The sequence below is a fragment of the Thiomicrospira microaerophila genome, assembly GCF_023278225.1.
In the GTDB taxonomy this organism is placed as follows: Bacteria; Pseudomonadota; Gammaproteobacteria; order Thiomicrospirales; family Thiomicrospiraceae; genus Thiomicrospira; species Thiomicrospira microaerophila_A.
Genome location: NZ_CP070959.1, coordinates 2,207,851 through 2,226,327 on the forward strand (window position 1 = coordinate 2,207,851; position 18,477 = coordinate 2,226,327).

Genomic DNA, 18,477 nt, shown 5'->3' on the forward strand with positions numbered 1-18,477 from the left:
CTAATGATTCAAGACACGACAGCCGAAACCAGCCAACTCGTGCAAAGGTTGCAAGGCAGGCTTGATCGAGAAAAACGGGCGCGCAAAGAAGCCGAGCGACTTCTGGAAGAAAAAAGCCTTGCGCTTTATCAAACCAACCTTGCGCTGCAACAACAGGCCAACAACCTAGAACAAATAGTGCTTGAACGCACCGAAGACCTTCGTAAAGCGCTTGAGCGCGCTGAAGCCGCCACTAAAGCCAAAAGCAATTTTTTAGCAACCATGAGCCATGAAATTCGCACCCCGATGAACGGCGTAATCGGCATGACCGACCTGCTGCTTCATACCGATATTTCAGAGGAACAGCGCAACTACCTCAATGTGCTAAAAAGCTCCGGCCAAAACCTTTTAAGCCTAATTAATGACATTCTGGATTATTCAAAAATAGAAGCTGGAAAACTGGAACTCGAGTCGATTCCACTCAACCCTAAACAGCTGCTTGATGAGTTGGCCTTTATTTTTAAACCTCAGTTTGACGACAAACATCTAGCCTTTAAGCTTGAAATCGACCCTCAGGTGCCACAATGGATAATCGGTGACCCAACTCGGTTACGTCAGCTATTTTTCAACCTAATCTCAAATGCCCTTAAATTCACTCAACAGGGTTCCGTCACTGTTCGGCTAGTTGCCACTTCAGATAACCATAGCTGGCAAGCTCAAGTAGAAGACACAGGCATCGGCATTAGCCATCAAGCCCAGCAGAGTCTGTTTCAAGCTTTTCAACAAGCCGATTCCTCCATCACTCGACAGTTTGGTGGCACGGGTCTGGGTCTAGCCATCTGTTCACATATTGTTAAAGCGATGCAAGGGCGTATCTGGGTGGAGAGTGAACCGGGCGAAGGCAGCCGATTTTGTTTTGAGTTTTATGCACAACCCAGCCAGGCCCTTCACAAAAACACAATTTCTGCTAGCGATACAGTGGATTTCAGCCACCTTAAAACCCTCGTCGTTGAGGATAACCCCATCAATCAAATGCTAGTGGTCAAATACCTTGAAAAACTCCAGATTCAACCACAAACCGCCAATAACGGTTTAGAAGCGATAGAAAAGCTACAACAACAAAACTTTGATCTTGTGCTGATGGATATGCAAATGCCAAAAATGGACGGGCTATCGGCAACGCGCTTTATTCGTGCATTGGCTCATCTTCACCAACCGATTATTTTAGCCTTGACCGCTAATGCTTTTCAGGAAGATCAAAAAGCCTGTTTTGACGCTGGAATGAATGGTTTTTTAACCAAACCCATTACACTGAATACACTACAAAATGCAATCAACGAGCACCAGGCCTGGTAAGTTCAGCGCATTTCTTTTCCCAGCAGTTGACTGGGTTTTGTTAGAATATTAACCTTGTTTTTAATCAGCCACTAAGGATATCCCGATGCCATTACTAGACAGCTTTCGCGTTGACCACACCATTATGCCGGCCCCTGCCGTGCGTGTTGCTAAAACCATGACTACGCCTAAAGGTGACACCATTACCGTGTTTGATCTGCGCTTTTGTAAGCCGAATGAAGAAATCATGGGCGAGCGCGGTATTCATACTCTAGAGCACCTTTTTGCCGGTTTTATTCGTCAGCATCTGAATGGCAATGGCGTCGAAATTATTGATGTATCGCCAATGGGCTGTCGCACCGGATTCTATATGAGCTTGATCGGTACCCCCGATGAACAACGTGTCGGCGAAGCATGGAAAAAAGCCATGCAGGACGTGCTTGATGTTAAAAGCGAACAAGACATTCCTGAATTAAATGTCTATCAATGCGGTACCTGCGAATTGCATTCACTCGAAGAAGCCAAACAGATAGCGCAAGACATTTTAAACAAAGGCGTCGGCGTAATGCACAACCAAAACATGTTGTTGGCTGACGACAAACTACGCGCACTGGGTAACGCAGTATGACGCTAGCAATTATCGCGGCAATGGAAGAAGAAGTTATTCTATTGCGCGAAAAAATTCAAAACCTCACCACCGAAACCATCGCCGGCTTTGAGTTCTATCATGGTCACATCGGTCAGCAAAAAATCGTGCTGCTTCGTTCCGGAATTGGTAAGGTGAATGCGGCGATGAGCACAACGATTTTAATTGACCGTTTCGCGCCTAAAGCCGTGATTAATACCGGCTCCGCAGGAGGCTTCCACACCGACCTTGAGGTTGGCGATATTGTTATCAGTCAATCCGTTTGCCATCATGATGTCGATGTCACTCCGTTTGGTTATGCCTTTGGTCAAGTACCCGGCTTGCCAGCCTGCTTTGTGCCGGATGCAGAATTAATCAAACGCGCCCAATCCGCGATTGAAGCCCTAGGCGAAGTCAGCCATATGCACGGCCTGATTGCTACCGGTGATCGTTTCATGCACCTTGCGGAGGATGTCGCGAATACCCGTGGTAAATTCCCTGAAATGATTGCCTGTGAAATGGAAGCGGCTGCGGTCGCTCAAGTTTGCCATCGCTTTGCCACCCCGTTTGTCGTGATTCGAGCCTTGTCAGATATTGCCGGCAAAGAAAATGTATTGGCCTTTGATGCGTTTTTAGCCCAGGCTGCAGACCACTCGACCCGCGTGGTATTAGAAATGATTCATCAGTATGATTTGGAGGCTCAATGAGCATAATTGGTACCCCTTTTTCAGCGACCGCAACCCGAGTCATGTTATGCGGTGCTGGCGAACTTGGCAAAGAAGTTGTGATCGAACTCCAACGTTTTGGCATTGAAGTGATTGCGGTGGATCGTTATCCGAATGCTCCAGCGATGCAAGTTGCCGATCGAAGCCATGTTATTAACATGCTGGATGGCATGGCTTTACGTCAGTTAATTGAACAGGAGCAACCCCACTACATTGTTCCTGAAATAGAAGCGATTGCTACCGACACCTTGGCCGAACTTGAAACCGAAGGTTTTAATGTGATACCGAGCGCACGCGCTACACAATTAACCATGAACCGCGAAGGGATTCGCCGTTTAGCCGCCGAAACCCTGGGACTTAAAACTTCAGCCTATCGGTTTGCACAAACCGAGGCTGAATTTAACCAAGCTATCGAAGAAATCGGACTGCCCTGCGTGGTCAAACCGATTATGAGCTCTTCAGGAAAAGGCCAAAGCACCATTAAATCGCCGGATCAAATTCAGCAGGCCTGGTTATATGCGCAAGAAGGCGGTCGTGCCGGCAAAGGCAAGGTAATTGTCGAGGGCTTTGTGGACTTTGATTACGAGATCACCCTGCTAACGATTCGTCATAAACAAGGCACCTGCTTTTGCGCACCGATTGGCCACATCCAAATTGACGGCGACTATCGCCAGTCATGGCAACCTCACCCTATGTCTGCGGCGGCTTTAACAGAAGCAGAACGCATGGCAGAGCAGGTCACCACCGAATTAGGCGGCTGGGGATTATTTGGGGTTGAACTGTTTGTGAAAGGTGACCAGGTGATCTTCAGTGAAGTTTCACCACGCCCCCACGATACCGGCTTGGTGACCTTAATTTCTCAAGACCTCTCAGAGTTCGCTTTGCATGTTCGGGCCATTCTTGGGCTACCCATCCCGAATATTCAGCAGCATGGGCCGTCAGCATCTTGTGTTATTCTGCCGGAAGGCCATTCAAAGCAGACACAGTTTAGCGGTTTAGAACAAGCCCTAGCCCAACCCGACACTCAATTGCGCTTGTTTGGTAAACCAGAAATTGCCGGTCGTCGCCGTATGGGCGTGGCGCTTGCTCGCGCTGCAACCCTCGAACAGGCCATTGAAAAAGCGACAACAGCGGCCGCAGCCGTTAAGGTAGAGTTTTAGCAATCTGGCATAATTAGTGCTTTATTCCTTGTGTTTTAAACACCTCAAGATAGAGGTGCTAGCCCTATAGCTAACACACAAGGAATCAAACCTATGAACACAAGCTTACATACCGAAGCGCATGCGATTGAAGGCGCATTGCTTCAAGAATATACCCGTCAACCTGACGTTGAAAAAGTCTTGGCCGATAACCCGCGTAAAACCGTTTTAATGCTGTTACAAGGCGCGGTGGATAAGGCCATTCTTGCCAGAGTCTGTCACGACAGCCACTCAATGGTTGAAAAAGGTTTTCACCTGGGTCGTATTACCACCATTATTGATGCTTTGCGTGACCGCCTATACCTCAGCGATCAAACCCCCTTGGCTTATGATTTAGAAGCCCTATACCAATATGCTGACCAATGCATACAAGACGCAGTGTATGAAAAAGCGACCGAGCAATTGGATAACGCGATTGAAATCATGACCGAGTTACGTGACGCTTGGTTTGAGATGCTAAAAGCCAGCGGCGAACTTGACCTGAACCAATAATGCCGCTCCCCCATCTCGCCATCCCGAATGGCGAGATATTTCCCCTAAAGCCCCTATTATTCACCCAATCCACCAATCCTATAGTTAGGCACTTTTTAAATTGATTCATGAGTCAGCATAAGACTTTGTTATACTTAATAACTAGCCCTGGTTGTGGAGGAAGTGAACATGGGACTCGTAAAACCAACAGAAAAATACAGCTACCAAGATTATCTCGGTTGGGAAGATCGTTGGGAATTAATTGATGGCATCCCTTATGCGATGAGTCCATCACCCGCATTAGGGTTAGGGCATCAGAATACCAGTGGCTACATCCACACACAATTGCTACAAAACCTAAAAAATTGTCAGGCATGTCACGCTGTGTTAGCCACCGATTGGCGCATTGACGACCATACGGTCGTCTGCCCGGATAATGCGGTGGTGTGCGATCTGCCTGACGATGCACAATTTATTAATCGCACCCCGAGCATTATTTTTGAGGTGCTGTCGCCGAGTACTAAGCACCGCGACCGGGGTGTGAAGTTCAATCTCTATCAACAACAGGCTGTGAAATATTATGTGATGGTCGATCCGGCAACCGGTTTAGCTGAAATTTATCACCTGGTCGAGGGCGAATATCAAATGCTCACCGAAACCCTGCACAAGGACACCCTGACATTTGATTTGGATAACGGCTGTCAGCTAGATTTCGATTTTTCACAGATTTAAACCAGTTTGCCAAAAACACCAGGCCTGGTTGTTTCAAACAGATTAACAATGTATATTAGCAATGTATGTAAACACGTGAGTTTAAGCCATGCATCGAACCCAAATTTATTTTGAAGAGGCGTTTTTTGAAGCGCTGAAACAACAAGCCAAGCAAGCAAACACCTCTATATCAGGCTATATTCGTGACGTATTGGCGAAGGATTTAGCTAAAGCCAAAAACGCGAGCGAAGCACCTGATTTTTCAGAATTTGCCGGCATGTGGCAAGATCGCGACATTAGCCAAGACGCCTTACGTGAACAGGCTTGGCGATGATTTGTCTTGATACCAATGTATTAATTGAGATTTTAAAAAATAATCGTGAAACACTTAATAAACTGCAACAACTGAACGTAGGTTTTGCAATCAGTAGCATCAGTGCCATGGAACTGCTTTACGGCGCACGCGATAAAAAAGAGTTAATAAAACTTCAGGCATTCCTTGAAAAATTTAAGCTCATCCATTTAGATCAAACCAGCAGCGAACGAGGCCTTGAGCTAATTGCCGGTTTTGCTAAAAGCCATGCACTCGATATACCCGATGCGCTAATTGCCGCAACCTGTCTTGAGCACGCATTGCCATTGTTCACCTACAATTTAAAAGATTTTCGCTTTATACCAGGCCTGGTTATCATCTAAAATCACTCTTTCATTTATAGACTTCGTTATTAAGGTTTCCCATGTCGCACACACATTCTGCTCCGATTATTCTTGTTGATGGTTCGTCTTATTTATTCCGCGCGTTTCATGCGCTGCCGCCTTTGACCAATAAAGACGGTCACCCGACCGGCGCGATTTATGGCGTCACCAATATGATTGGCAAGCTATTGGAAACCTATCAACCGGAATTTATGGCGGTGGTGTTTGATGCCAAGGGCAAAACCTTCCGTAACGATCTTTATCCCGAATACAAAGCGCATCGCCCACCCATGCCGGATGAATTACGGGTGCAAATCGAGCCGATTCATCAGATTGTCAAAGCCCTCGGGTTGCCGCTGCTGGTGATTGAAGGCGTTGAGGCGGATGACGTGATCGGCACGCTGGCGGTGCAAGCCACCCAAGCCCAGCGCGATGCGTTGATTTCAACCGGCGACAAAGACATGGCGCAATTGGTGAATGAACATATCACCCTGATTAACACCATGACCAATACCCTGATGACACCGGATAAGGTGGTGGAAAAGTTTGGCATTCGCCCTGATCAAATTATTGATTACCTGGCGCTAATGGGCGATACCTCCGACAATATTCCCGGCATTCCCAAGTGCGGACCGAAAACCGCAGTGAAATGGCTCACCGCTTATGACACGATGGATAACTTGATTGCCCATGCTGATGACATCAAAGGCAAAATAGGCGAAACCCTGCGTGAACATATTCCGCATTTGCCCTTGTCACGCACCTTAACCACCATTCGCACCGATTGTGAGTTGCCGATTAACCTGCCGGATTTAAAACGCGATGAAGCCGATATTGAAACGCTTAAAACCCTGTTTGCCGAATATGAATTTAAAAACTGGCTGAAACAGTTGGAAGACGGTCAATTGCCGTTTAGCAAACAGGTCAATCACCATGCTAAACCTGCGCCGAAAAACGCGGCAAACATTGACAATACACCATCACCAGGCCTGGTAACAAGCACTAGGCCAACCCAAACCTTTGAATCAGCCGACTATCAAACGATTTTGGACGCGACTAGCCTCGACAACTGGCTTAATAAACTTCAACAAGCCGAACTGTTTGCGTTGGATACTGAAACCACCGCGCTTGAGCCCATGCAAGCGCAATTGGTTGGGCTGAGTTTTGCGCTAGAACAAAACGGCAAAATCGAAGCCGCCTATTTGCCGTTGAAACATGATTATGACGGTGCTCCGACTCAACTTGATTTTGAGGCTACCCTCGCCAAACTTAAACCGCTGCTGGAGTCTGACACGCCACAAAAAATCGGCCAAAATCTCAAATACGACTGGCATATCCTCGCTAATCACGGCATTCAATTACGCGGTATCGCGTTTGATACCATGCTTGAATCCTATGTGCTGAATTCAGTGGCGACCCGCCACAATATGGACGATTTGGCGCAACACTATTTGCACAAAACCACGATTAAATTTGAAGACATTGCCGGCAAAGGCAAGGCGCAAAAAACCTTTAACCAGATTGAACTCGACCAGGCCGCGCCCTATGCGGCGGAAGATGCCGATATTACCCTGCAATTGCATCAAACCCTTTATCCACAACTGACCGAAAAACCCGACCTAGTGCCGGTTTTAAACGACATAGAAATGCCACTCTTGCCGGTATTGGCAAAAATGGAACGTCACGGCATGCTCATCGACAAAGACCTGCTAAAAATTCAAAGCGGCGAGCTGGCAGAAAAAATCAATCTGTTGGAAGAAGAGGCCTACCGCCTGGCCGGACAAGAATTTAACCTCGGCTCACCGAAACAACTGCAAGACATTCTATTCGACCAGTTGGGGCTACCGGTCATCAAAAAAACCCCAAAAGGCGTGCCTTCGACCGCCGAACCTGTGTTGGCAGAGCTGGCAGAACAAGGCCATGAACTGCCCAAAGTGATTACTCAACACCGCAGCCTAGCCAAACTCAAATCCACCTACACCGATGCGCTACCCAAGCAAATCCACCCCGACACCGGGCGCGTGCATACCTCTTACCAGCAAGCGGTGGCCTCGACCGGGCGCTTATCGTCCACCGAACCGAATTTGCAGAACATTCCGATTCGCACCGCCGAAGGGCGTCGCATTCGCCAGGCGTTTATCGCCAGGTCGGGTTATCAACTGCTAGCCGCCGACTATTCACAAATCGAATTGCGCATTATGGCGCATCTGAGTGAAGACCCAGGCCTGGTGCAAGCCTTTGCCGAAGGGCGCGATATTCACCAAGCAACCGCGGCTGAAATTTTTGACATGCCGCTAGACGAAGTCACGCCGGAACAACGCCGCAGTGCCAAAGCGGTGAATTTCGGGCTGATTTACGGCATGTCGGCGTTTGGTTTAGCCAATCAACTGGGCATAGACCGTGGGCTGGCACAGGCCTATATCGACCGTTATTTTGATCGTTATCCGGGCGTAAAAACCTATATGAACACCACCAAGGCCGATGCCGAATATTATGGCTATGTCGAAACCCTGGCCGGACGGCGTTTTTATCTGCCGGACATTAAAGCACGCGGACCGCGCAAACAACATGCCGAACGCACCGCAATCAACGCGCCGATGCAAGGCACGGCGGCGGATATTATTAAAAAAGCAATGATTCGCCTAGATCAATGGATTGAGCAAAGTGAGTTAGATATTCGGATGCTGATGCAGGTACACGATGAACTGGTGTTTGAAGTCAAAACCGAGCAACTTGAACAGGCCAAACTGGAGATCAAGCGCATTATGGAAAGCGCGATGTCACTCAGCGTGCCGTTAATTGTAGAAATTGGCGAAGGCGATAACTGGGATCAAGCGCACTAGTTCCTGCGCTTGTTTGGGTGAAATGACAAGACCAGATCCTGAAGCCTCTGTGGATGAAAGGGTTTGGTCATCCAACCGGTCGCGCCTAATTGCTTAGCTAGATGGCGTGATTCATTTTCCTGATCTGCCGACAACACAATCACCGGTAAATTAGCAAACTGAGGTTGTTGCTTAATTTCAGCCAACAAACTTGCCCCACACTTTGGGTGCATAAACCAATCGACAATTAGCAAGTCATAAGGGTTCAATTTGATCAAGTCTAACGCCGCGTCAGCCGAATCACTGGTATCGACATGCGCCACACCTTCGGTAGCATTTAGTACCAAACGAACCAACTCACGAATCGAAACACTATCATCTACCGCCAATATTCGCATAGTCTTCTCCTTGTCATCTAGCTATCTTAACGATAAATCCGCCTAAAGAGAACTACAAACTTATTGATGCCAGCGTAGTGTTTACTTATAGTCCGTTTAAACCTGAGTGACTGCGCAATTACGACCTTGTTTTTTCGCCTGATAAAGCGCTGAATCAGCTCGTGAAATCAAATGATCAAAATCATCACCCACTCGATAACTGGTCACACCAATACTTAATGTTTGTTGCCCCACCCTGTCAAACGGCTTGCTTGCAATCTGACAGCAAATTCGCTCAGCCAAGAGGCTGGCATCTTGCGCATTCAACTGGGGACAAATGATTAAAAATTCCTCGCCACCCCAACGCCCAATACTGTCATCTTTGCGTAAATGCATTTGTAAACGCTCACTGACTTGCATCAACAGCTTATCGCCGATTAAATGACCATATTGGTCATTCACCCGTTTAAAAAGATCGACATCTATCAATAAAACTGAAAAGGTCTGCGCGAAACCCTCGGCCTGCTCAATACAAAATGCCAACAACCTATCGGTATAGTGACGGTTGTAAAGGCCTGTCAGCTTATCAGTTTCAGCAACTTTTTTAAGTTGAACCAATGCATCTTCCAACGCATGGGTTTTTTCTTTCACTCGTTTTTCAAGCCAAGCATTACGCTCTTCCAATTCTTTTACTGGATAGGGTTCGTCATCACAATGTTCACTGGTAGGAAAAGAAGCATGGAGGTGCACCAGTGACCATTGACCATTTTTCTTGACCCCAATTAACGTAATGCGCAAGTGGTTAAACACCAACTGCTGCGCTAAAATCTCAGTCTCTAAACGCAAAACCGCACTAAATTGATAAGCTTGATGATCTACCAAACTGACAAGCTGTTGCTGGTTAATTTGATAATAAATCGGATTCGGAGCATGAGTAATATCATGGCGATAAAGCGCAATACTCTGCTCTCGATTCTGACCCACCTCACCCGCTCCGGTTCCAAACCCCGTCATCGCCTCATCAAGTAGACTCAGAACGCCCTCAAGATCACGCTGCTCAAATAACACATCAAGATACCGATGAAAGAAATTTAGCGCTTCTGTCTGCGCTGCGTTATAGCTACTTATCTCTGACATTTATAAAAAAACCTCACACTCATTTATTTCTTGAGTCTCCAAAGACCAAGCAAGCCTGCCAAAATTTAGTTTCTTGGCAGTTTGAATCGGTTGTAGGTCCATTGATATTGGCTGGGCAAATGGCGCGCGCTGGCTTCGACACCTTGGTTGAGGGCGCAGGCGGCTTCAAATTCATCCAAGCTGGCAAGCGCTGATGATGCAGGCTTAATGTGCAAAACATAGCCCTCGCCGTTGGCTAAGCGTTCAGCATAGGTAAAGAAAATCGGGCACTGGGCTTTGGCCGCTAGCTTGGATACCAGCACCATGGTATTCGCCGGCTGGCCAAAGAAGGGGGCAATCACGCCACCACTGCTGCCGGGGTCTTGATCCGGTAAAATGCCGATCATTTGATTCGCCTTTAATGCACGGCGCAAGGCTTTAACGCCGGATAAGTCTGTAGGCACCAGGTTTGCGCCTGCTCGCTCGCGCACATGGCGCATAAAGCCGTCAATTGAGCCGATTCGCGGTGGTCGATATAAACTGGTAATCTGATAATAAACTGACCAATACCAGCCCATCATTTCCCATGCGCCAATATGCGGTGACAAGACGATAACACCCTTACCCTGCTCAAATGCTTGGGTAACTAGGTCTTCACCCTCAACGCGCTTAACCAAAGGTAATAACCGCTCCTTAGGCCATAGCCAAAGAGGGCCAAGTTCACTAAAGGTTTTGCCGGTTTCAATTAGCGTTTGCTTGACCAAGGCGCTCTGCTCTTGCTGCGAGCACTCTGGAAAAACCTTTGTGATATTTTTTTCAGCGACACGTTTCGCCTTGTTTGAAGTTCGCCAAAGCAACCAACCGATTGCCGCACCTAATCGATGATTCCAACGAAGGGGAAACCAAGAAAAGAAACGAATAATTCCTTTAAATAGTACGCCTTGAATTGGTTTTTGCTTGTTATTCTTCTTCATCCTTACCCTCATCAACCAGGCCTGCTAGTCCGGCATGATTGTCATCCGCAATCAGCGGTTGCATCGCGGTCCATAAATTAGCAAACAGGTGTTTATTGGTTTTTTCTTGCTCTAACAGCAACTGTTTAAATTGCTGACGTGCTTGGGGTTTGGCAAAACAGGCCGGACAGTTATCCGGAATCACCGGCAAATCTGCCGCTGCCGCAAAATCCCGCGTTTGATTTTCACGCACCCGCACAAACGGACGGATAATCCGAATGTCTTTTTCGTTATTCAAATAATGGGCTTTCATGGTGCGCAACTGACCGGCATTAAACGCCGACATCATAAAACTCTCGGCCAGATCATCCAAATGTTGCCCCAACGCCAGCACGTTATAACCTTCTCGCCGACACACGGTATAGAGTTTACCGCGCTTATGACGCGAACAAAAACTGCAAAATGAGTCGCCTTTCATATATTGGTTTGCCAGTGCGACCAGATCCTCGGATTCATAAAAATACGGCACCTCAAGCTCAGCTAAAAACGCTTTCAAAGGGGAAGGATCAAACCCCGGAATTTCAGGGTCAATCGTGCAGGCCGCCAGCTCAAACTTTATCGGCGCATGACGCTGTAAATGTTTAAGCACCATCAATAATGCCAGCGAATCCTTTCCGCCCGATAAACCGAGCAACACCCGATCACCATCACGCAACATACCAAACTGCGCGATCGCCCTGCCCACCGGTTGCAAAATTTTTTTCGGCGGCTTTAACGGCTTCGGTTTTTTGATTTCTTGTTCCATTACTCTCCCATTACAAGGCCTGCTGACCCTTTAATTTATATCGCGTATCACCCCAAAATCCCTCCCATTAATGGAGGTGTCAGTACAAAAGCCCCTCCCTTGATGGGAGGGGTTGGGGAGGGTGAACTAACCAGCCATTTTCTTAACACAAACTTGATAAATAACTTCGACCACTGACTCAGTATTTAACAAGACTTCATTATTCCAGAATCGCATAATCTCATAGCCTTGCGCCTCGAACACCTGTGTTCGCTTTTGATCTCTAGTCAGATTTTCAACTTGATTATGCTGCCCACCATCCAATTCAATAATAAACTTAATTTCGTGGCAAATAAAATCAACAATATAATTTTGAAACGGTTGCTGACGCCTAAATTTTAGCCCAGCGAGCTGCCGTGATCGCAAATAGTGCCATAGCGTAGCTTCTGCAGGCGTCGAGTACCTTCGCATGGTGCGAGCACGTTGTGTAAGGATTGGTTTTTGCTTTAACACCCGATTCACCCTCCCCCAACCCCTCCCATTAAGGGAGGGGAGCTGCTTTGTACAAGCCTGTTAATTTTCGCCAATGCACCAAAGCCGCTACCTGTTAGAATGTTTGAAAAGCTCAACTAACCTATCAAAAGGCCTGGTAGTTTTTGGTATAAAATAAACAGGCTCATTAAAACTAAAAACACGGCAAAAAATTGGCGCAATTTTTGTTGATCAAATTTATCACTGATTTTATGACCTAACCAACCGCCTAGAATCCCCAACAAACTAAATTTAATAATAATCGCCCAATCAATCGCCAGATCTTGCGCCGCCAGCACATCGAGGTACACCACAAAGCCAACCAGCGATTTCATCACAATAATCACCAGACTGGTACCCACCGCCAAACGCATGGATAACCCGCCCAGCAGTACTAAAGCCGGAATAATTAAAAACCCACCGCCAACACCGACAAGCCCGGTCAACGCACCCACGACCAGGCCATCGGCCACAATTTTTGTGTTGGCGCGCACTTTAGGCGGATGGCTTAAATCCATCGGTTTAAACATCAAATAGGCAGCGCTTAACATCAAGGCCGCGAAAATCAACATCTGCACCATCGCATCGATAAAATGCGCCAGCCAAGCCCCGCCAGCCGCGCCTACCAGTCCTGGTAGGCCAAACCAAGCCACCAGCCGCCAATCGATGGTTTTTTGACGCGCATAAGGCCAGGCGGCAAACAGCGAAATTAACGCCACAATCATTAACGAGCCGGCCATTGCCACTTTTGGGTCTTGCCCCACCAGATACACCAACACCGGCACCGTCAAGATCGAGCCGCCAGAACCTAACAAGCCCAGCGTAACCCCAATAATCAGTGCGCCGATCCAGGCTAGAATCATGCCGGTTTTCTCGTCAGCCACACCCCAGATTCAAGGTGGTGACTATAGGGGAATTGATCAAACAAGGCTGCCGCTTGTATCTGGTGCGTTTGCAGCAGGGTTTCTAAATCCCGTGCGAGAGTGTCCGGGTTGCAGGAGATATACAAAATATGCTGATAGTTAGCCGCCATGCCACGGGTTAAATCATCTAACCCTGAACGCGGTGGATCGACAAAAATGGTTTTAAAGTTATAGCGGTTCAAATCCACGTCAGCCATACGGTTAAACGCCTGACCTTGCAATGCCAGCGCAACCTCTTCGGCGGCCATCTTAACCACGGTGACATTTTCAATCTGATTTTGCGCTAAATTAAACTGCGCAGATTTGACCGAAGACTTTGAAATCTCTGTCGCCAATACCTTGTCAAAAATATCCGCTAACGCAATTGAAAAATGCCCATTACCGCAATATAGCTCCAGTAAATCGCTAGCTTGATCGGCGACAATCTTGCGGCTTTGCTCACGCGCCCAAGCCAACATATTCTGCGCCATCTGTGCATTCGGTTGGGTAAAACTGTTTTCAATCTGCTGAAACAACCAGGCCTGGTTATCAGCCCGTAAACGCTCAATAACAAAATCCTGGTCAAGCAGGATTTTTTGTTTACGGCTGCGGCCGATAAGATGATTAATCGGCAAGCCTTCGCGCAAACCCTGCGCCGCTTGCAACCAGGCCTGCTCATCGAGTTTACGCCGATAAATTAAAGTGACCAGCATTTCACCGCTTAGGGTCGCTAAAAAATCGATTTCAAACAGCCCGTTTTTCAAGACTTCATTTTGGCTAATCAGCGCCAATAACGGCTGCATCAATTGATCTATCGCTTCGCAGGCCATCGGGCAGGCTTCAACCTCAACCGGCTGCTTCGGATTCGCCGGATCAAACATCGCATAAAACAAACGCTCAGGCGTGTGCCAAATTCGGAACTCAGCACGTTGGCGATAATGCGCTGGCGGCGAAGCGAAAACACTGAGGTTATCAGCCATTGAAGGAATCAAACTGGTGAGCCGCTGACGCTTCTCATCAAGTTGTTGCTGATAATTATTTGGAAAAACCTGACAGAGCACAGCTTACCCTCAACCTAAATAAAAAAGCTATTATAACCGCTGATAGGTTAAGAGATAAAACTAGCGTGCATTGCCCTTTAGACATCGGCTAACAAAGCCAACACCTGTTCAAACTCAAAATCATCCAATAGTGTTTCAATTTGTTGCACACTCGCCTTACCCAAGTATTCAACAAAATAGGCTTTATGTTCATTAAAATAGGCCAGGGTCGAACCACTAAAGTCATCTAGATGGCTTTTAAAAGCAGATAAAATGCTTGGCCACTCTGCAGGGTCAACAATGACCTCATCATCGGTTTGCGCAACATGCTGCTGACAAAACCCATCCAGGGCGCTTAAAGCAACTTGATAGTCATGCAAAAATCCTTCGTCCAACAAGGCCAATGCCTGACCAAGCTGTTCTGCTTTAACCTTTGTTTCAATGCCCGCCAAACGCTTTGCAAATTCAACGAAACCGAGCGTAGCCGTTAAGCCTTTTAAAGTATGAGCCTTCAATAAAGAGTCAGCTTGGTCTTCAAACTTTAAAGCCTGTTGCAACTTAATAAGACCCAACTGATAACGACCAGAGAAATCGCACAAAGATGAAACTAATAAATCCGGTTTTGCCCCAAGATTACGCTTCAAACTAGCCAGATCTAACGCGGTGATCTGCTGTAAGGCTGAATCCAAATCAGAGCTTTCAACCTGGTCGGCCTGAATGAAATCAGTTGCATCCAACCAATCTGCCAATAACGTATACAAGCGTTCGGGGATAATCGGCTTGGAAAAATGGGCATTCATACCTGCCGCTTCACAGCGCTGACGCTCCTCCTCAAACGCATGGGCTGTCATGGCAATAATCGGAATATCCAGCCCCGCCGCTCGAATTTCACGGGTCGCTGTCAAGCCATCCATCACCGGCATTTGAATATCCATCAGCACCAGATCAAAGGCTTGCCCACTTTCAGTCAGCAGAAAGACAGCAACCTCACCATTCTCTGCACCAATGACTTCCGCCTTGGTTTCTGCCAAAAATTCTTGCGCAATTTGCTGGTTAATTGGATTATCTTCAACCAATAAAATGCGTTTACCCTTTAGATCAGGATAGCCCTCTATCATTGGCCCGCTATTCTCCTCGGACACCCCAAATAACAAGTGACGCAAGGACGTGACAAACACCGGTTTCATAATAACCTGTTGAATCCCTTGGCTTTGAGCGGCATCTTGCAGGTCTGACCAATCGTAAAACGACATTAACACGCAACGCGCTGCCCAATCCGGATAGTGCTGCTTAATCTGCTGATACAGGGCTATACCATCGGTTTGTGGCATCTGCCAGTCAATAAAAATCCAATCGGGAGCAGCGTTAGGGCTTGCGAGGTACAACATTACATCCTCAGCCGAATCCAGCAGAGTGGTTTTAATCCCAAACAAGCTTAATTGATTAGCAACCTGTTGAGCCGCAAGTGGATGATCATCAACAATCAGCGCTGTTTGCTCAAGTGCTTGGCAATTAGAATGGCAAGGTTGATTTTCAAAACAAACATTCGTTGTGAAGGTAAATCGACTTCCAACACCCGGTTGACTGGTTACCGTTAAATCACCGCCCATTAAGCGCGCCAAATTGCGAGAGATCGCCAAACCTAATCCGGTTCCACCATATTTACGCGTTGTGCTGGCATCAGCCTGCGAAAACTCGGAAAATAATTTCTGCATTTGGCTTTCTGTCATGCCGATGCCGGTATCTTCTACCACAAAACTCAGCATCCAACTGCTTTCATCAAACCTAACCTTAAGCCGAATATAACCTCGATCGGTAAACTTTACGGCATTGTTAAGCAGGTTAATTAAAATCTGGACCATCCTTGTTGCATCACCATAAACTTGAGACGCATAACAAGCGGTTAACTCCGGTGCAATATCGACCACAATTTCCAAGCGCTTTGCCCGCGCGGCGACCTGAACCGGCAATAACGCATCCTGAACCAACTGCTCGATATCCAACTTTATTTCTTCGACTTCAAGTTTACCGGCTTCAATTTTTGAAAAATCCAAAATATCATTAATGATTGTCAGTAAGCCGTCTGCCGAACGTTTAATTTTTTCAATGTAATCGCGCTGTTTTGCATCAAGTTGTGTTTTTAATGCTAAATGCGACATGCCTAAAATCGCATTCATCGGTGTTCTAATTTCATGGCTCATATTCGCCAAAAAGTTTGATTTTGTAACCGCTGCTTGCTCCGCATTGCGTTTTTCGATTTCAAGCTTTTCCAACAACTCCTTTTGCTCTGTGGCTTGGCGTAAACTGGCAATCAGTACACCACAGGTATTATTAAACGGCTCTAAAAACTCTGCTAAATCCAACGAATAGTCATCCGGGCTGTTGGCAATACCATAGACACCAATCAGCTCACCAGCTTGGAAAATAGGAACGCCCATGTATTTGCGCAAGGGCGGGTGACCATGCGGTGTATGACCGCCACGCGGGTCGTTTTGCATGTCATTGCCAATAATAATCTGCTCTTGATACATTGCCATGCCAATCATGGTTTCACTGCTGCACAACAACATATCTTGGCTTTTGAGTTTTTCATAGAGTTCGTAAGACGGTTTATCCCACGAAATATTGGTAATCGTGTGGATTTTAAGGCAACGCTCACCGCCTTCGCGAAACAACACCTCGCCAATAAAACCCTGTTCACTGTCGGTAATTTCTAATAGACTGTGTAACAAATCATCCCAAACCTGATCTTGGTTATCGGTAATCGCCACAAACTCTTCGGTTGCTTTTTTTAACGCAGCCAATAACTTATTACGTAACTCCGTGGCTTTGCGGCTTTCCTCTCGCTCACTAAGATCCGTTACAAACCCTATAAAGCTTGATTCTTGGTCGGTATCCACTCGGCTAATCGCCAGATGAATCGGAAATTCAATACCTGCACTATTTAATGCCGTCACCTCGCGTCCGGTGCCGATAATTTTATTGACCCCGGTATTCATCTGGTTGGCAAGATACTGGTCATGATGCACCGCAAAGGATTGTGGCATTAACAGCTTCACATTCTGACCCAGCAATTCCGATTCACTATAACCAAACAACCTCAACGCAGCCGGGTTAACTCGGATAATTTCGCCTTTAGGGTTTATTTGAATAATCCCTGCTGCGGCTGAATTTAAAATCGCCTCGTTTTCTTGCAAAGGCACAATGGCTTGACGGCGAATTCCACGGCCATTTACAAATAACAAAACAAGTAACAGTAACGCACTCAAAATAAGCATTACGCGCTTGGCAGTTTGTTCAAAAAAACGCTGCTTGTAACTGGCAACAAGCGCCAGCTCAATCTGCTGAATCGTTTGATTTAGCTGTAAATAAAAAGGTCGAGAAACCTCTACACCATAGTTAATGTCTGGATTGGATTGATAACGCCCCTCTAAAAGAGGCTGAGTATAGTCGGTTTTAATACCTTGATAAGCCAAGGTATCCTCAGCGACCCGCCCCAGCAAGTCTGCTGAGAAGCTATGTTGATGGGTTTCAAACAAATAGGCCAGCTTATTAAACTGTAACTCGGCTGCATTCAAACGTGTCGCCAAAGCCGCCTTGTGATCAAGCCTAGCGTCCATGTCCATCACACAAATGGTACTTAATAAATTTGATACTGCTTGACGATAATTCAAATAAATCCGCATTAAGGTCATATGATCAGTTACAACCTGACTATCAATTGGAGTTTGAAAAAACAGATGGGTAATAGAGCCATTCAAGTGAGCATGTAAATTGGTCGCCTGTAGCTTTAGCTCGCTACCAAACGCAGCACAGTCACCCGCTGTTTCGACACACTGATCCAAGGCTTCGCGTGTTTTTTGATAATCTAGTGCAAGCTTTTGCAAATACTCACGGTCTGCCTGTGCTTGCTTAAACAATAGGGTTTGAAAAGCCTGCTGAGCCAGTAGATCCGTCTGCCTGCGCAAACCCTCTAATTCTTCACGCTTAAGTATTTCCGGTACTTTGCTCATGACATAGCTTCGCCTTGACTCTTGCGTTAAGGCAAAACCATAATCAATCAAGGTCGGTAAACTCTCAAGCTTGGACAGATATGCGCGGTGTTCTTTAATTAAACTGATTGCATATATTGACATGGCCAACACCATGACAAGCGTAATCACAAAGGCCGTGGCTAGCTGCCGGGTTAACAGATTACTTGCTTTTTTCAT

Annotated in this window: 17 protein-coding genes; 9 read left to right on the top strand and 8 right to left on the bottom strand. The window is 46.7% G+C overall.

Features of this window, described 5'->3' with window-relative positions; genetic code table 11:
* Positions 1-3 precede the first annotated feature (3 nt).
* The 9 genes from JX580_RS10735 to polA all read left to right on the top strand — a co-directional run bounded on the left by JX580_RS10735 (position 4) and on the right by polA (position 8,584).
* The gene (locus JX580_RS10735) at positions 4-1,335 is read left to right on the top strand and encodes an ATP-binding protein (RefSeq protein ID WP_248850535.1); all 1,332 of its coding nucleotides are present in this window, start codon (positions 4-6) and stop codon (positions 1,333-1,335) included.
* An 85-nt stretch (positions 1,336-1,420) separates the two neighbouring features.
* The gene (gene luxS, locus JX580_RS10740) at positions 1,421-1,942 is read left to right on the top strand and encodes an S-ribosylhomocysteine lyase (protein ID WP_248850536.1); all 522 of its coding nucleotides are present in this window, start codon (positions 1,421-1,423) and stop codon (positions 1,940-1,942) included.
* The gene (gene mtnN / locus JX580_RS10745) at positions 1,939-2,646 is read left to right on the top strand and encodes a 5'-methylthioadenosine/S-adenosylhomocysteine nucleosidase (protein ID WP_248850537.1); all 708 of its coding nucleotides are present in this window, start codon (positions 1,939-1,941) and stop codon (positions 2,644-2,646) included. Before luxS ends, mtnN begins: the two co-directional genes overlap by 4 nt.
* The gene (purT, locus tag JX580_RS10750; RefSeq protein WP_248850538.1) at positions 2,643-3,824 is read left to right on the top strand and encodes a formate-dependent phosphoribosylglycinamide formyltransferase; all 1,182 of its coding nucleotides are present in this window, start codon (positions 2,643-2,645) and stop codon (positions 3,822-3,824) included. The genes mtnN and purT overlap by 4 nt, the downstream gene beginning before the upstream one ends.
* Positions 3,825-3,917: 93 nt before the next feature.
* Positions 3,918-4,355, top strand: coding sequence for a flagellar export chaperone FliS (fliS, locus tag JX580_RS10755; RefSeq protein ID WP_248850539.1), 438 nt, complete (start codon positions 3,918-3,920; stop codon positions 4,353-4,355).
* A 168-nt stretch (positions 4,356-4,523) separates the two neighbouring features.
* Positions 4,524-5,066, top strand: coding sequence for a Uma2 family endonuclease (locus JX580_RS10760; protein ID WP_248850540.1), 543 nt, complete (start codon positions 4,524-4,526; stop codon positions 5,064-5,066).
* An 88-nt stretch (positions 5,067-5,154) separates the two neighbouring features.
* Positions 5,155-5,379, top strand: a complete 225-nt coding sequence (locus JX580_RS10765) for a hypothetical protein (RefSeq protein WP_093447551.1) — start codon at positions 5,155-5,157, stop codon at positions 5,377-5,379.
* Entirely contained in the window at positions 5,376-5,741 is a 366-nt protein-coding gene (locus tag JX580_RS10770) for a type II toxin-antitoxin system VapC family toxin (protein ID WP_248850541.1), read from the top strand. Before JX580_RS10765 ends, JX580_RS10770 begins: the two co-directional genes overlap by 4 nt.
* A gap of 41 nt (positions 5,742-5,782) precedes the next feature.
* Complete coding sequence (gene polA, locus JX580_RS10775; protein WP_248850542.1) at positions 5,783-8,584, top strand: DNA polymerase I; 2,802 nt, start codon at positions 5,783-5,785, stop codon at positions 8,582-8,584.
* On the opposite strand, the gene JX580_RS10780 is transcribed toward polA, so the two are convergent.
* From JX580_RS10780 to JX580_RS10815, 8 genes are all read right to left on the bottom strand, one after another.
* Positions 8,581-8,961, bottom strand: a complete 381-nt coding sequence (locus JX580_RS10780; RefSeq protein ID WP_248850543.1) for a response regulator — start codon at positions 8,959-8,961, stop codon at positions 8,581-8,583. The genes polA and JX580_RS10780 overlap by 4 nt on opposite strands.
* A 96-nt stretch (positions 8,962-9,057) precedes the next feature.
* Complete coding sequence (locus tag JX580_RS10785; protein WP_248850544.1) at positions 9,058-10,077, bottom strand: diguanylate cyclase; 1,020 nt, start codon at positions 10,075-10,077, stop codon at positions 9,058-9,060.
* 65 nt (positions 10,078-10,142) lie between these two features.
* Positions 10,143-11,030, bottom strand: coding sequence for a lysophospholipid acyltransferase family protein (locus JX580_RS10790; RefSeq protein ID WP_248850545.1), 888 nt, complete (start codon positions 11,028-11,030; stop codon positions 10,143-10,145).
* Positions 11,017-11,814 (bottom strand): tRNA 2-thiocytidine biosynthesis TtcA family protein, encoded by a 798-nt coding sequence (locus JX580_RS10795; protein WP_248850546.1) that lies wholly within the window; start codon positions 11,812-11,814, stop codon positions 11,017-11,019. Before JX580_RS10795 ends, JX580_RS10790 begins: the two co-directional genes overlap by 14 nt.
* A gap of 126 nt (positions 11,815-11,940) precedes the next feature.
* Positions 11,941-12,315, bottom strand: coding sequence for an endonuclease domain-containing protein (locus JX580_RS10800; RefSeq protein ID WP_349251690.1), 375 nt, complete (start codon positions 12,313-12,315; stop codon positions 11,941-11,943).
* Between the two features lie 107 nt (positions 12,316-12,422).
* On the bottom strand, positions 12,423-13,208 hold the full coding sequence (locus tag JX580_RS10805; RefSeq protein ID WP_248850548.1) for a sulfite exporter TauE/SafE family protein: 786 nt from the start codon (positions 13,206-13,208) through the stop codon (positions 12,423-12,425).
* Entirely contained in the window at positions 13,184-14,287 is a 1,104-nt protein-coding gene (trmA, locus tag JX580_RS10810) for a tRNA (uridine(54)-C5)-methyltransferase TrmA (protein WP_248850549.1), read from the bottom strand. The genes JX580_RS10805 and trmA overlap by 25 nt, the downstream gene beginning before the upstream one ends.
* Before the next feature lie 77 nt (positions 14,288-14,364).
* Entirely contained in the window at positions 14,365-18,477 is a 4,113-nt protein-coding gene (locus JX580_RS10815; protein WP_248850550.1) for a response regulator, read from the bottom strand.